Annotated in this window: 13 protein-coding genes and 1 tRNA gene; 5 read left to right on the top strand and 9 right to left on the bottom strand. The window is 65.4% G+C overall.

Annotation, left to right across the window (positions count from 1 at the left end; genetic code table 11):
- Position 1 precedes the first annotated feature (1 nt).
- The 4 genes from BMI91_RS07950 to BMI91_RS07935 form a co-directional block, all read right to left on the bottom strand.
- Entirely contained in the window at positions 2–1,207 is a 1,206-nt protein-coding gene (locus tag BMI91_RS07950; RefSeq protein ID WP_078604587.1) for an ABC transporter permease, read from the bottom strand.
- A complete protein-coding gene (locus BMI91_RS07945; RefSeq protein WP_078541903.1) occupies positions 1,207–1,911 on the bottom strand; it encodes an ABC transporter ATP-binding protein in 705 nt (234 codons plus the stop codon). The genes BMI91_RS07950 and BMI91_RS07945 overlap by 1 nt, the downstream gene beginning before the upstream one ends.
- A complete protein-coding gene (locus BMI91_RS07940; RefSeq protein ID WP_244176588.1) occupies positions 1,908–3,125 on the bottom strand; it encodes an efflux RND transporter periplasmic adaptor subunit in 1,218 nt (405 codons plus the stop codon). The genes BMI91_RS07945 and BMI91_RS07940 overlap by 4 nt, the downstream gene beginning before the upstream one ends.
- 223 nt (positions 3,126–3,348) lie before the next feature.
- Entirely contained in the window at positions 3,349–5,421 is a 2,073-nt protein-coding gene (locus BMI91_RS07935; RefSeq protein ID WP_078604585.1) for a [FeFe] hydrogenase, group A, read from the bottom strand.
- 159 nt (positions 5,422–5,580) lie between these two features.
- Here BMI91_RS07935 and BMI91_RS07930 point away from each other — a divergent pair, with 159 nt between their 5' ends.
- The 5 genes from BMI91_RS07930 to BMI91_RS07910 all read left to right on the top strand — a co-directional run bounded on the left by BMI91_RS07930 (position 5,581) and on the right by BMI91_RS07910 (position 8,654).
- Positions 5,581–6,429: a COG3904 family protein gene (locus BMI91_RS07930; RefSeq protein WP_078604584.1), complete on the top strand. Its 849-nt coding sequence runs from the start codon at positions 5,581–5,583 to the stop codon at positions 6,427–6,429.
- 56 nt (positions 6,430–6,485) lie between these two features.
- Positions 6,486–7,379: a lytic transglycosylase domain-containing protein gene (locus BMI91_RS07925; protein ID WP_078604583.1), complete on the top strand. Its 894-nt coding sequence runs from the start codon at positions 6,486–6,488 to the stop codon at positions 7,377–7,379.
- A gap of 68 nt (positions 7,380–7,447) precedes the next feature.
- Entirely contained in the window at positions 7,448–7,915 is a 468-nt protein-coding gene (locus tag BMI91_RS07920) for a GNAT family N-acetyltransferase (RefSeq protein WP_078604582.1), read from the top strand.
- A 41-nt stretch (positions 7,916–7,956) separates the two neighbouring features.
- Positions 7,957–8,033 (top strand) — tRNA-Arg (locus BMI91_RS07915).
- A gap of 147 nt (positions 8,034–8,180) precedes the next feature.
- Complete coding sequence (locus tag BMI91_RS07910; RefSeq protein WP_078604581.1) at positions 8,181–8,654, top strand: outer membrane lipoprotein; 474 nt, start codon at positions 8,181–8,183, stop codon at positions 8,652–8,654.
- 48 nt (positions 8,655–8,702) lie between these two features.
- Here the strand turns inward: BMI91_RS07910 and BMI91_RS07905 are convergent, their stop codons facing one another.
- The 5 genes from BMI91_RS07905 to BMI91_RS07885 form a co-directional block, all read right to left on the bottom strand.
- A complete protein-coding gene (locus tag BMI91_RS07905; RefSeq protein ID WP_078604580.1) occupies positions 8,703–10,541 on the bottom strand; it encodes a heavy metal translocating P-type ATPase in 1,839 nt (612 codons plus the stop codon).
- 132 nt (positions 10,542–10,673) lie between these two features.
- Complete coding sequence (locus tag BMI91_RS07900; RefSeq protein WP_208607969.1) at positions 10,674–11,969, bottom strand: MFS transporter; 1,296 nt, start codon at positions 11,967–11,969, stop codon at positions 10,674–10,676.
- Positions 11,970–12,087: 118 nt separating this feature from the next.
- Positions 12,088–13,047, bottom strand: coding sequence for a PAS domain S-box protein (locus tag BMI91_RS07895; RefSeq protein ID WP_158522117.1), 960 nt, complete (start codon positions 13,045–13,047; stop codon positions 12,088–12,090).
- Positions 13,048–13,217: 170 nt separating this feature from the next.
- The gene (locus BMI91_RS07890) at positions 13,218–14,117 is read right to left on the bottom strand and encodes an HAD-IIA family hydrolase (protein WP_341853194.1); all 900 of its coding nucleotides are present in this window, start codon (positions 14,115–14,117) and stop codon (positions 13,218–13,220) included.
- A gap of 121 nt (positions 14,118–14,238) precedes the next feature.
- Positions 14,239–15,021 (bottom strand): DeoR/GlpR family DNA-binding transcription regulator, encoded by a 783-nt coding sequence (locus tag BMI91_RS07885; protein ID WP_244176587.1) that lies wholly within the window; start codon positions 15,019–15,021, stop codon positions 14,239–14,241.
- Positions 15,022–15,123 lie beyond the last annotated feature (102 nt).

Genomic DNA, 15,123 nt, shown 5'->3' with positions numbered 1-15,123 from the left:
TCTACTGATAATGCAGCGCATCGATCGGATCGAGCCGGGCCGCCCGCCGCGCAGGAAAGTAGCCGAAGACCATACCCACCACGGCGGAGAAGCCGAAGGCGAGGGCGATGACGTTCAGGCTGGGCGAGAAGGGGATCGCCATGATCTGCGCCGCGACATAGGCGAGGCCGAGGCCGAAGAGGATCCCGATGATCCCGCCCAGAACCGACAGCACCACCGCCTCTACCAGAAACTGCATCAAGACCTGATGGGCCTGCGCGCCGACCGAGAGGCGGATGCCGATCTCGCGGGTGCGCTCGGTCACCGAGACCAGCATGATGTTCATGATCCCGATGCCGCCCACGAGCAGGCTGACCGCGGCGACGGAGGACAGCAGGCCGGTGAGAACCGAATTGACCGAATTGAGCATCGAACTCAGTTCGGCCATGTCGAAGACCGAGAAGTCGTCGTCTTCACCGATCGCGATGCGGCGACGCTCGCGCATCAGGGCCTCGATGTCGGACGTCGCCCGCTCCACGGAGGCCGTCCGGGCCACCTGAAGCGAAATCGAAGAGACGTCCTGACTGCCCATCAGCCGCCTTTGCACCGTTCGGACCGGCATCAGCACGAGGTCGTCCTGATCCTGCCCGAAGGACCCGGCGCCCTTGGACTTCAGCACGCCGATCACCTCGCAGGAGATCGACTTGATGCGGATCTTCTCGCCGGTCGGATCGGTCGCGCCGAACAGGGTCGTCCGTACGGTCTCGCCGATGATGCAAAGATTGGCGCCGCTGCGGTCCTCCGCCGGGGTGAAGCTGCGCCCGAGCGCGATTGTCCAGCCGCCGATCTCGAGATAGGGCGACGTAGTGCCAGTGATCGATGTCGTGCGATTGTTGTTGCCGAAGACCGCCGTGGCTGAGGTCGAGACGACAGGTGCGACCGCCGAGAGGCTGCTCAGGTCCTCCAGCGCTTCTGCATCCGAAAGCTTGAAGGACGGGGCGGTATCGCGCGATCCGGGCCCCATCATCCGCGCCCCCGAGCGCAGGACCAGCACATTCGTGCCGAGCGATTCCACATTGGCCGAGACCTGTTCGGAGGAGCCTTGCCCGACGGTCACCATCGCGATGACGGCTGCAACCCCGATCACCACGCCCAGCACGGTGAGAAAGGATCGAAGCGCGTTGCGGATGATCGCGGTCAGCGCTAGGCGGATGGTTTCCCAGAGCATCACAGCGCTCCTTCGTGCATCTTCTCGTCGCGTACGACGCGACCGTCGGTGAAGACGACGAGGCGGGAGGCATAGGCGGCCATGTCCTCCTCATGCGTGACCATCACGATGGTCAGCCCGGACTCGCGGTTAAGGTCTTGCATCAGGTTCATGATCTCGACGCTGCGTTTGGTGTCGAGGTTGCCGGTGGGCTCGTCGGCGAGCATCACCATCGGCTCTCCCGCCAGCGCCCGCGCGATGGCGACGCGTTGCTGCTGACCGCCCGAGAGCTGCGACGGCGTGTGATCCTCGCGCCCCTCAAGCCCGACCCGCGCCAGAGCCTGACGGGCCCGCGCCACGCGCTCGGCCTTGCGCATCCCCTTGTAGATCAGGGGAAGTTCGACATTTTCCAGCGCGGTGGTGCGCGGCAAAAGGTTGTAGCCCTGAAAGACAAACCCGAGGTAGTGCCTGCGCAGCAGGGCGCGCTGGTCGCGGTTCAGGGTCGCCACCTCGACACCGTTGAACAGGTAGTTGCCCGCGGTCGGCCGGTCGAGACAGCCGATGATGTTCATCGCGGTCGATTTTCCCGACCCCGAGGGCCCCATGATCGCAAGGAATTCCCCCGGTTCGACGCGAAGATCGACGCCGTCGAGAGCGCGCACGAGGGTTTCGTCATGGCCATAGTGGCGCTCGATCCCGCGCAGCTCGAGAAGCGGTTCACTCATCGCGACATATCCCGCTGATCGGTGATGACCTGATCGCCAACGGCCAGATCGCCCGCGGTGACGATCGTGAACTTGCCGTTCGTCGCCCCCGGCGTGACCGCCACTTCGACGGGGGTGCCGTCGCGAAGCACCCAGACGGACTTGCCGCTCGCGGTGCCGCTCTCCGAACTCGGGCGGCTCGGCATCACGAGACCGATGAGCCCGCTTCCGCCATTGCCCGTATCTTCGACCTCTTGCGGGGGCGCGTAGCGCAGCGCCGCGTTCGGGACCAGAAGCGCGTCCTTGGCCTCGTCCACGGTGATCGTCGCCGTCGCGGTCATGCCGGGGCGCAGGAGAAGATCGGAATTGTCGACCGCCAGCACGCCCTTGTAGGTCACGACATCGTCGGTGGTCTCGGGGGCGTAGCGCACCTGCGTGATCGTCGCCGGGAAGGAGCGACCGGAATAGGCGTCGACGGTGAATGTCGCGTCATTGCCGACCGCAACCTGACCGATATCCGCCTCGTCGATATCGACCAGCAATTGCATCCGGCGCAGGTCCTCGGCCAGCGTGAACAGGGTGGGCGCGGACAGTGAGGCGGCCACGATCTGACCGGCCGAGACATTGCGGTCCAGAACGACGCCGTTGATCGGGGAACGGATGACCGATTTCTCCAGATCGTCCTTCTCCAAAGCGAGGTTCGCCTCGGCCAGCGTCAGCGACGCTTTCGCGGCCTGAACGGCGGCCACGGCGCGATCGCGCTGCGCGATATAGGTTACGAAGGTGCTATGGGTCGAGACGCCGCGCCGGTCCAGCTCGGCTTGTGTCTCATAAAGCGCCGTCGCTTCCTTCTGGGTGGCTTCGGCCTGTGCGAGCTGCGCCTTGGCGGCCGCAAGCGCGGCTTCGGCATTGGCGACCTGCGCCTTGAATTTCGTGTCGTCGAGCCGCGCGAGGACCTGACCCACTTTGACCTCGTCGTTATAGTCGACATCGATGCTATCGAGCGTGCCCGACAGCTCCGAGGAGACTTCGACTTCCGTCGTGGGCTGCACCGTGCCGGTTGCGGTAACCGTGACGGTCAGATCGCCGCGCGTGACGGCTTGCGTTACATAGCTCGTGCCCGTGGTGTCGCCGGCAGGCGCGAGCCAAAGCCACGCGCCGATCGCGATCACGACAGCACCCGCGCCGAAAGCCCAGAGTCGCCAGGGGCGTCCACTCTTCGCAGTGGACAGCATTTTTTCGATTTCGTCGCGGCTCTGGCTTGGCATCGTTCATCCGTTCCGGTGTCTCTTCCCGCAAGCTCGGGCGGGAGTATTACGTCCGAGAAAATGAACCCCGTCGCCCGCTATGGCTTTGCTCTAGAACAAGAAAGGAAAAAGAAACGCGCTTGTGATCGTCGGGATGATGAATTTGTGACCTGTCTTCGCCCGTTGCGCGGAAAGCCTGCGCAGGAGAGTGTCAAAGGACGGTGCGCGTGAGGGTCTGGATCACCGTCTGAGAATAGCCGTCAGCTTCCACGGTGCTCAGCTCCAGATCGAAGCGGCTGCGGCTCCCGTCGGGGGCGAGGACCGTGAGATCGTCGATATCTGAGGCGCTCTCCATCTGGTGACGCGCATATTTCGCACCGCGCAGGTTCGGCGGCAGCTTCGCGTTGATAAGCCCCGCGATCTCGTCTGCGCCGGTCAGCACGCCGAAGGGAGAGGTGGTCGACCAGACCCCATCGGGATGAAACAGCTTTGCGGCCGCCGCGCCATCGCGCCGGTCCACGCAATCCAGAAAGCGCATCAGCAGTGAGCGCGCGGAATGTCTGGTGGCGTAATGGGTGTGGAGCAGGCGATGCGCGGTCGGCGAGTTCGGCGCGCCCAATTCCGAGGCATAAAGCGCCTGCACATCCGCATTCTCATAGGAACGGCGGCGCGGTGCCTTCGCATCAACGCTGTAGATCGCCTTGGCGCGTTTTTGCAGAATATGCGGGTCCATGGATTTCGGCTCGCCGCCGCCGCCGAGACAGCCGCCGACGCAGGCCATGACTTCGATCGCGACATAGTCGTCGCGCCATGCCTCGTCCTCCAGCATGCGCTGGGCCGAGGCGATCCCGTTGCACACGGCCACCGTGCCGACGCCGGGAATGGTCGCGGTTTTCACGCCCTCACGGACGCCGCGAAGCGCCTCCCATTCCAGCGGCAAATCGTGCTCGACCCCTTTGAAATGTGCAGCCGTGCGGACCATCGCCTCCATGACCCCGCCGGAGGCGCCGAATATCTGGGCGGCCCCGGTGCTCTCGCCCAGCGGGCTGTCGAATTGCCCGTCCTCGGAGAGCGCCCCGAACGGGATGCCCCGCGACCGGATCATCCGCGCCAGTTCGCGGGTGGTGAGCACATGATCCACGTCGCCAGAGACGCCGGGGCGCTGGGCCTCGTCCTTCTTGGCGGTGCAGGGCATCACGCTCACGACATAGGGCTCGGCTTTGCCCTCCGCGAAATCGGGCCCCAGAGACCGTGCAAAGCGGCCCCGTTTGGCGATCGCGCCATGCATCTGCTGGGGAGATTTGGTCGTGCTCAGATGCGGCAGAAGATCGGGGCGGTTCAGCTCGACCCAATTCACCCAACCCGGACAGCAGGAGGTGAACAGCGGCAGCTCCGTCCCGGCTTTGAGCCGCGACAGCAGTTCGGTGCCTTCCTCCATGATCGTCAGATCGGCGGCGAAATTGGTGTCGAACACGTAATCGAACCCCAGAAGCCGCAGCGCATTGATCAAGCGTCCCGTGCTGACGGTGCCCGGCTCCAACCCGAATTCCTCGCTGATGGCGATGCGGGTCGCCGGGGCCACCTGAACCACGGAGACGCGCCGATGAGCGTCGAGCGTCTGCAGCACCGCGTGCCAATGGGGCGCCTCGATCAGCGCGCCAACCGGGCAGACAAGCGTGCACTGGCCGCAGGAGATGCAATTGGTCTGCGACAGCGGTACGTCGAAGACCGTGACGGGGCGGCGGTCAAATCCGCGATTGGCGAACCCGATGACATTCTGGTTTTGGACGGCGTCGCCGCAGACCTCCGCGCACAACCCGCATTCGATGCATTTCGACAGATCGCGCCAGATGCTGGGGGAGGTGTGATCACTCGCGAGCTCTTCCGAGGCGGCAGGCGCCCCGGCGGGCATCTTCGGCCAACGCTCCTCCCACTGGTTCTCATGGACGAGACGCTGCAGCTGGCACGCCCCGTTCACCTCGCAGCGCATGCAGTCATTGGGGTGACGCGCGAGCAGCCATTGCGCATCGGCTTTCCGAAAGGCTGCCAGCGCCACGGTGTCCGTCGCCACGACATCGCCCTCCTTCGCCAGCGTGCGACAGGCGGGTTGCGGGTTCTGAGTGCCCTCGATCTCGACGAGGCACATGCGGCACACGGCATGGGCGGGCAAGCCGGGGTAATAGCAGAGCGTCGGGACATGGATGCCAGCCAGCTTCGCCGCCTCCAGCAAGCTGGTGCCGTCATCGACTTCGACGTGCCGCCCGTTGATCGTAAGCGTGATCATGCGAAGGGACCTCCCGTCTCTTTAGTATAGCAGAGGCATGGCTCGCGGCAGAAGTCCCGCCTTCGGCCCGCCCGCAATCGCGTCCTTTCCAGCAGTTTCCCAATTTTCGGGTCAGTCGTGCTACACTGAAAGCCGATGGTGCTCGAAAGGACGACGTAAATGGCCCGAGCCACCCGGATATTTCAGCCCGCCTCACACTGGGGTCTCGGCAGCTACTGGCAGGGCGAGTGCCCGCCTTGGATCGCGCTCGTCGTGGTGCTGATCGGCGGACGGTTGGCTGTCGCCGAGCTGTGGCAAGCTTTGTCGTCGCCGCTCTCGATGCCGTTTTTCGCGTTGCTGTTCCTCGCGGATATGACACTGGCGCTGTGGCAGCTGGTGGGGGCGTGGCGCAGCCTGTCGCATTGGATCGATGCGCAGGCGCGGGGCCATGTGCTGCTGGCGGGGCGCGTGGCGGTGGTCGCGGTCGCGGTGGTGACGGTGACCCATGCGCTCGATCAGGCCGCGAGGCAGACCGCGGCCTTGGTGCCGGCCGCCTATGCCGGGCCGCAGCCGCTGGAGGTGCGCAACGGCGTCGCTTATCTGACCGGCGATATCGGCTACGATCTTCTGGCGCGGTTCGAGGCGACCCCGGCGACGGGCGTCTCGGCGGTCGATCTCGACAGTGCCGGCGGGCAGGTCTTCGCCGCGCGGGCGCTGGCGCAACGCGTGCTGGCGCGGGGGCTGAGCACGCAGGTGACGAAACGCTGCTATTCCGCCTGCACGCTGATCTTCATGGCGGGCGCGCATCGCGATCTTGGGCCGGAGGGCACGCTGGGCTTTCACGGCTATAGCTTGAAAGCCTATCCGCTGCCGATCGATGTCGCGAAAGAGGAGGCGATCGACCGGGCCTTCCTGCGCGATCGGGGCGTGAGTGCCAGCTTCTCCACGCGCGCCTTCGCGACACCGCATCGCGATATCTGGCGCCCGGATCGCAAAGTGCTGGCCGCCGCAGGTGTGCTGCGCGACTAAGGCTCGGCCTCGACGTCGCTCTGGCGCCATGCCGGAATTCCCGCTAATTTTCAGTGATGAAAACCCTCCTCTCAGCCCTGTTTTTCTGTGTCCTCGCGGGGGCGCTGAACGCGCAGCCCGTTCGGGCGATGATCGGGCCTCCGGCACCCGATCTGCGCTGCACCGAAGATGGGCGGCGCTGCATCGGGTTGAAAGATTATTTCGCCGATACCTGCGGGCTTATCGAAAACGCGGCGCAGGAGGCGGGGATCGACCCGGGCTATTTCGCACGGCTTCTCTGGCGCGAAAGCCGGTTTGATCCGGCGGCAATCAGCCCGGCGGGTGCGCAGGGGATCGCGCAGTTCATGCCCGGCACGGCGCGGCTGCGCGCGCTTGGAGACCCGTTCAATCCGGCCGAAGCGATCGAAGCCTCGGCGCGCTATCTGGCCGAGATGGCGACGCGCTTCGGCAATCCCGGACTCGCAGCGATCGGCTATAACGGCGGTGAGGACCGTGCGGCGGGGTTCATCGCGAAGACCGGCGGGCTTGCGGGCGAGACCCGCGCCTATGTGCGCGCGATTACCGGCCATTCGGCGGAGGATTGGCGCGACTCCCCACCCGAGGAGGTGGATTTCCGGCTCGATGGGGAGACGCCTTTCCTTGCGGCCTGCACCACATTGGCGAAGGGCAGGGCGATCCGGGAGTTCCGCGATCCGGTCCCTCCCTGGGGCGTGATCGTGGCCGCCGGGCGCACCCAGAGATCGGCTGAGGTCTTCGGGAAACGGGCCGCCGCGCGTCATTCCGGCGCGATTGGTGACGCCAAGCTGCGCTTCGTGCGCGCGGTGATGCCGGGCTTCGGGCGGCGCGCGCAATACACGGCGCAAGTCCCGGCAGGTTCGCGCAAGGAGGCGCTGGCGACCTGCGAGAAAATCCGCGGACAGGGCGGGTTCTGCAAAGTCATCCGCAACTAAGGCGTTTTCGCGCTGGAGGCTGGTGCGCGCCGCGCCTAATCTGCCGCCGATACGGATGAGGACGCCCCATGGAAGACACGATCGAAATCGCGCGCGAGACCCCGCTGGGCGCGGATCTCGCAGAGCTTCACGCCCGCCACGCGGCGGCGATGCATGAAGATACGCCGCCCGAGTCGATCCATATGCTGCCGCCAGATGCGCTGGCTGCGCCCGGCATTTCCTTCTTCGTGATGCGGCAGGCGGGGCGCCCGGTGGGCATGGGCGCGCTGAAGCGCATCGCGCCCGATGAGGGCGAGATCAAATCGATGCATATCCTCTCCGAGATGCGCGGGCAGGGGCTCGCGCGGCGGATGCTTGAGCAGCTGATCGCGGCGGCGCGCGCCGAAGGGATGGCGCGGCTCTATCTCGAGACCGGATCGCAGGACTCCTTCGCACCCGCGCGCCAGCTTTACCTGCGCGCGGGCTTTGCGGAATGCGGGCCCTATGTCGGCTATCAGCCCGATCCGAATTCCGTCTTCCTGATGCGCGCGATCTGAACTTGCACCACGCGCCCCGATCGCGCATTTAGGGGCCAAGCGGTCCCTTAGCTCAACTGGATAGAGCAGCTGACTTCTAATCAGCAGGTTCGGGGTTCGAGTCCTCGAGGGATCGCCAAAATCCTCGCTTCTTGCGACGCGGCCTCCGCCTGCGACTTATTCAACCTCATTGTCCGAAAACAAGGAAACGCGCTCTGAATCGCGGCAAGCTTCTTTTACGCCCGGATGTCAAAGACATGCGGCGGAGCTACCATGGAGGTTCAAAATGCGTATTTTTCTTCTTGTTCTGCCTGCGGCGCTGAGCGTTGCCGCCTGCAACCCGACGCCGGGTCCCTATGCGAACGGTCCCTATACCGGTCCCGGCCCCGGCCCGCGCACCACCTACAGCTATGACAGCATCGAATATGGCCGCATCGTTTCGGTGCAGCCGGTCACGATGCGCCGCACCAATGACGGCGACCAGATCGTCGGCGCAGTCACGGGCGGCCTCGTCGGCGCGGTGATCGGCCACCAGTTCGGCTCCGGAACCGGCAAGGACGTGATGACCGGCGCGGGCGCGATCGCGGGCACAATTATCGGCAGCAACGTCGCCAGCCAAGGCGGCACCTACACGTCCTATGCGTGGACCGTGCGGCTCGACAATGGTGGCTCGATTACGGTCATCCAAATGTCGAACCAGTTCCGCGTCGGTGACAGGGTGAGCGTCGTGCGCAGCGGCAATCAGGTCTATCTGCGATAACGCCACTGGGCACAGGCTTGAGTGAGGGTGCGACGTCGTTTTGCGTCCTCACTTGGGCCTGATCCTAAGGGCGCGCAGGGCGTTCAGGATCACGGCGACGTCGATCGCCTCCTGCAAGATGGCGCCCTCCACCGGCGTGAGGTAGCCATAGGCGGCCGCGATCATGCCCAGCACGGAGAGGCCGATCCCGGCGGCGACGCTCTCGAAGGCGATCCGCCGCGAGGATGCGGCGATTTCGATGCCTGCGCGCAGTTGATCGATCCGGTCGACGAGAAGCACTACATCGGCCGCTTCGGCGGAGGCGGCGGCCCCGCGCGCGCCCATTGCGACGCCGACATCTGCGGCGGCGAGCGCGGGCGCGTCGTTCACACCGTCGCCCACCATCATGACCGGCCCATGCTTGCGCTCGGACAGCACGAGGAGAACCTTCTGGTCCGGCGTCAGGCCCGCGCGCAGCCCGTCGAGGCCGAGCCCCTCGGTCACGCGTTCGGCCACATCCGTCCGGTCGCCGGTGGCGAGCAGAATCCGTTCGATCCCCTCGTGGCGCAGCCCGTCGAGCATGGCGCCCGCATCTTCGCGCAGCGGATCGGCCATCACCAGATGCCCGGCCATGCGCCCGTCCACGGCGACGGCGACGAGAACCGCCCCGGCGGCCATCGTCGGGTGGTCGCCCGGTTTGCGCCCGACGCGCGCCGCCACGAAGTCGTCGCCACCCACGATGACCTTGCGCCCATCGACACGGCCCACGACGCCTTCGCCCGCGATTTCCGCTACATCCGACGGGACGGGCAGGGTGAAGCCGCGCTCTTTCGCGGCGGTGACGATCGCCTGTGCCACCGGGTGTTTCGAGGCCTGATCGAGGGCTGCGGCAAGGCGCAGGATCTCGTCCTCCTCCATCCCGTCGTGACTATCGATGGAAACGATCTGCGGGCGGCCTTCGGTCAGGGTGCCGGTCTTGTCGAGGACCAGCGTGCCGATGCGCGCCATCGTCTCGAGCGGCCCCGCCCCCTTGATCAGCACGCCGTAATGCGCCGCGCGCGAAAGGCCCGCCACCAGAGCGACCGGCACGGCGAGGATCAGCGGGCAGGGCGTGGCGACCACGAGCACGGCGACGGCCCGGATCGGGTCTCCGGTGAACCACCACGCCGCGAAGGCGATGGCGAGCGTGACGACGAGAAACCCCAGCGACCAGCGATCCGCGAGGCGCGACATCGGCGCCTTGGAGGCCTGCGCTTCCTCGACCAGCCGGACGATCCCGGCATAGGTACTGTCCTTCGCAGGCCGCACCGCCAACAGATCGAACGCCTCGCCTGCATTGGTCGAGCCGCTCATGACGTCGGCCCCATGCGCCAGACGCACCGGCAGAGACTCCCCGGTCAGTGCCGATGTGTCCAGAAAGGCTGTCTCGGAGGCCAATGTCCCGTCCACCGGCACCACGTCGCCCTGATGGATCAGCAGCCGATCCCCGGGGGCGATCTCGTCGAGCGGAATATCCTCCAGCCCGCCATCGCGATGCCGGGTCGCGGTCCGTGGGACACGCGAGAGCAGGTCGTGCATCTCACGCCGGGCGCGGCCCTCGGCGAAGCTCTCAAGAAAGGTGCCGCCGGAATACATCACCGCGACGACCGCCGCGGCGAGCGTTTCGTCGAAGACGAGGGCGGCCGTCATCGAGAGCGCGGCCACGATATCCAGACCGACTTCGCCGCGGCGGAGGCTGCGGGAGATCTCAAAAACAAGCGCGGCAAGGGTGGGCACGACGCCGACGATCCAGCTGGCTTTCGCCAAGGCGTCCGCGCCAGCCGCCCAGAAGGCGAGGCCCACCACCAGCGCCGCTACGGCAAGCGCGAGGAGGGCGAGTTTCAGACGGTCGGTTCCGCGCTGCTCCATCCGGTCTGTGGTCCTTCTGCACGTCTCACGGTCGATGGCGCCTCGCATCTCCAAACCGAGAGCGCCGTCACCGTGATAGCGCATCCCGGTGATCGGTCCAGCCTCCAATTCGGTTTCGCGAATGTGCTTCGGTCAGCGCAAAGGCGCGCGACTGCGATCCGGAGTGAAAACAAGCGCGACCACAGCGATCAAACCCGCCACGAGCATGTAGAGCGCAGGCGCGGTGACCATGCCGGTCGCGGCGATGAGGCTCGTGGCGATCATCGGCGTGAGGCCTCCGAAAATGCCGAGGCCGATGTTGAAGGCCACGGAATAGCCCGAGAGCCGGTCCCGCTCGGGGAACATCTCCGCGAACAGGGCGGGGCCGGAGCCCAGCGGCACGGCCAAAAGCAGGAAGGTCACGGCATGTGCTACGACCACTGGCAGCAATGCGCCGCCCGACTCGAGCATCCACTCGTGCAGCGGCCATGCGACCAGCGCCAGCAGCCCGATCGCCAGAGCGATCCAGACCCGACGCGGCACCCACCGGTCGCCCACGATTGCCGCCAGCGGCATCGCCGGGATCACGAGGACCGTCATCGCGGTGTTGATCAGAAGCGCGGTGTCCCGCGCCATCAAGCCCTGACCGGACAGCCATTCCGGAAGATAGACGAAGGCGATGTAGTAGCAGGTGCCGTAGCTGGCCGCGAAGGCCACCGCCAGAAGCGTTTCCCTGCGGTTCGTCGTGAAGGCTTCGAGCAGGGGCGATGTCTCGTCGCGCCCCTCCTGATGCTGCTGGAAATGCTCTGATGTGTGCAGGTTGCGGCGGATCAGGATCGCCACTGTTCCAAGAACCGCGCCGCCGAGGAAGGGCAGGCGCCATGCCCAATCCGCGAGTGTCTGCGGATCGAAGAGGTTCGTCACCAGCGCCGCCGCCCCGACCCCCAGAAGCGAGCCCGACATGGAGCCGATATTGGCCCAGCTCCCCGTCAGGCCGCGTTTCTTCAGGGGCGCGGTTTCGACAAGGTAGGTCGCCGAGGACGAGAACTCCCCACCGACCGACAAGCCCTGCAGCAGCCGCACCAGAACCAGAAGCGCCGGCGCCAGAACGCCGACCTGCGCATAGGTCGGCAATATGCCCAGAAACAGCGTCGGCATCGCCATCATCACGACCGAAATCTGCATCGTGCGTGCGCGCCCATAGCGGTCGCCGAACCACCCGAACACAGCCGCGCCAAGCGGGCGCATCAGGAAACCGGCCGCGAAAATCCCGTAAGTCGCGATCAGGCCTGCGGTCGGGTCGTTGGAGGGAAAGAAGACCGGGGCTATGACGCCTGCAAGATAGCCGTAGAGCGCGAAATCATACCATTCGACCACGTTGCCGATGAAACCGGCCATGATCCGGTGCCGAAGCTCTGCCGGTTTTGCTGTGCTTCCGTCCGGTGCCATGGTCGAGCCTCGCGATTTTTCTGCTATCTCCGCGACATACGTAGCCTTTTCTTCGAGTTGGGCGCAAATCGCGACGCCTGAAACCCAAATCGCAGGTGCAGCTCCGCGCCCGGCGGTCTCACGGCATCTGCGCTACCATGGTCAGATCGAGATCCAACGCCGCGACCAATCCTTCCGGCGTGAATTCGCGCGAGAAGCTGCCGCCGAGCGAGGTGGACACGGTGAGCCGACAAAGCGATGTGCCGAACCCTTTGTTTTCGTCCTTGCCGGATCCCGCTTCGGTGATGCCGGGCTCTTTCCATGCAAGCCTGAAGCGCCCGTCCTCGATCTCCGCGCTAATCTCGACGCCGTCGCCGCTCTGCGACAGGCCCCCATATTTCACCGAATTCGTCGCAAGCTCGAAGAGAACGAGCGTCAGCGGCGTGATCGCAGCAGGGCGCACCTGAATATCCGGAAGCGAGGTCTGAACGCTCGCCCCTTCGCTGAAGGGTTTCAGGATCGTGCTCACAAGATAGGAAAGCGGCATGCCATCGGGTTGTTCGCCCGAGGGGTCGTTCACGGTCATCGAATTGAGCGAGGCAATCGCGTGCAGGCGGCTGCGCATCTCGGAACTGAGCTGCTCCGCGCTGTCTGCCTGCCGCGCGGCGACGGCAATCAGGGACGCGGCCACGGCGAAGGCGTTGCCGACCCGGTGGCGCATCTCGGACAGGAGCAGTCTCTGCTGCTCCGCCAGTTGATGCTGCAAGGTGATGTCGCGCGCGATCTTCGACGCGCCGACGACTTGGCCATCGGCATCTCGCACGGGCGAGACGGTCAGAGACACCGGAACGGGGCTGCCATCCTTGCGCTGGCGGATCGTTTCGTAATTGGCGATCCGCTCTCCGCGCCGCAGACGGGCGATGAAATCGACCTCCTCATCCATCCGGTCGTCGGGAAAGATAATCGTGATCGGCTGACCGATGGCTTCTTGTGCTGTGTAGCCGAACAGGTTTTCCGCGCCGCGATTCCAGCTCAGGATGATGCTGTTGAGGTCCTTGGTGACAATCGCATCTTCCGAGCCTTCCACAATCGCAGCCAAATGCTGTTGGATGCTTTCTGGTGAGTCCATGACAGGTCTGGCCTCCGTGCTCCTCGGGGGACACACATACTAAAAGGTGCATATCAAGTATAGCCCATCACGGTCGGGTCAGGAGCGCGCGCGATGGCTTTAAAAAACACATCATTTCGCCGGGGTCAGCGGCGGCGCGCTCACGGCCGTTCCAGAACGAAATCCGGAACGATGCCGCAGGAGGCGATGGCCGCCTGCGCGTCCTCGCCACCGAAGAAGCCATATCCCGCGATCAGGGCAGAGCGGATTCCGGTCGCCTGTGCGCCGAGAATGTCGGTGTGCAGGCTGTCGCCCACCATCAGTACGCGCGCAGGATCGACCGGACCGAGACGCGCGAAGGCGATGTCGTAGATATTGGTGAAAGGCTTGCCGTAGAACTCCGGCGCCACACCCGTCGCATCGGCGAGCCTATGCGCGAAGTGACCCGGCTCCTGCGAGAACCCGACCTCACGGGGGGCGACGATATCCGGATTGCCGACCCAGACCGGGCGCGGGTTATCGCGGAGGGACGCTTCGAGCAGGCCTTGGCGCTCTTCGGTCCAGTCCGCCGCGCCGATCAGCAGGAAGCCTTCGGCCGCGTCATAGGCGGTGCGGTCTTCGGCGAGCCATGTGACGTCGAACTGATCCAGCTCGTCATCGCCCGTCGTTTGGCTCGCCATCAGGCCCCAGGCCCGGGCAGGCGCTTCGCGCAGGGCTGCAACGAGAGCGGTGCGACTGGTGACGACATCCTCGGGCGCGAAGTCATAGCCGAGCCGTGCGTATTTCCGCATCAGGCTGTCATGCGGGACGCCCGCCGCGTTCGACACGACCATCACCCGCTTGCCCTGCGCTTGCAGCGCCGCGACGCGCTCGGGCGTGCCTTCGATCGCGGTCTCGCCGATATTGAGCACGCCGAACGCATCGAGCAGGAAGACGTCGAACAGATCGGCAAGTTCCGAGAGATCGCGGGCCATCTGGCTTGTCGTGCCCGCGCCCGGGGAGGGCAGTCGATGGCGCGCGCGCTCATAAGCTACGAGCGCTTCCTGCGCTGTCATGGTCATCAGATGGTCGTCCTTCGCGCCTGTGCCGATAGGGGCTCACTTATCACCACAGCGACAGCGATCACCAGCACGTTCAGGTCTGCGGCTGGCCCGGCATCCCAGGAAACTCTTGTGGATGACCTCACTTGGCGAGCAGTACTTCCACGGCGTTTTCGCGCAGCGCCTCTTTCAGATCGGCGGGCGGCGCGCGGTCCGCCACCACCGAGGCGAGCGCGCCTAGCGTGGCGGCGCGGGTGAAGCCGTGAATGCCGAATTTCGACCCGAGGATCAGCAGCATTCCGGCCTGCGCCTGCGCAAGCATCACGCGCTTGATCGCGGCGAAGCCCGGAATGGTTTCGGACACGCCTTCCAGTGAAAGCGCCGTGGCCCCGATCACCGCCCGGTCGACGTGATGGCGCGACAGGAATTCGAGCGTCTCTTCGCCCACGACCGCCGATTCCGTCGGCAGGTAATTCCCCGGGGCAAGGATCACCTCCGCCCCCTCGCTTCCGCCTAGAAGCATGGCGATGGGCAGGGAATTGGTGATGACGCGGCAGGGGGTGCCTGCCATGGCCAGAAACCGGGCCATCTGCTGCGTGGTCGAGCCGGAGTCGATCATCAGCGTTTCGCCGGGGGCTACCTGCGCGGCGGCAACGCGCCCGATCCGCTCGCGTTCCTGAAACTGGTCGCGTTCGCGCTCGTCCAGCGTCGGATAGTGACCCGGATGGGGGCGCGAGGCCCCGCCATGCGCGCGGTCGATCAGCCCCTTCTCTTCGAGCGCATCGAAATCGCGCCGGATCGTTTCGGTCGAGACCCCGAACCGCGCCGCGAGTTCCGAGATGCGCAGGTGGGGGCGCAGCTTCAACTCGAACAGGATCTGCTCGCGCCGGTCGCGTTTGCGCAGTCGCTGTCCGTCTTGTTTCACGCTCGCATCCATCGCTTTTCCCGAAGGTGAGAAAACTCACCGAACTCTAAAATTGATGTGGCCTATGCCGCATAAATTCAAGAAAAATGTTGCGAAACCCAC

The organism is Thioclava sediminum, assembly GCF_002020355.1.
GTDB lineage: Bacteria > Pseudomonadota > Alphaproteobacteria > Rhodobacterales > Rhodobacteraceae > Thioclava > Thioclava sediminum.
Note: the sequence above shows the minus strand (reverse complement) of the source record. Positions and strands in the feature narration are given on the sequence as shown.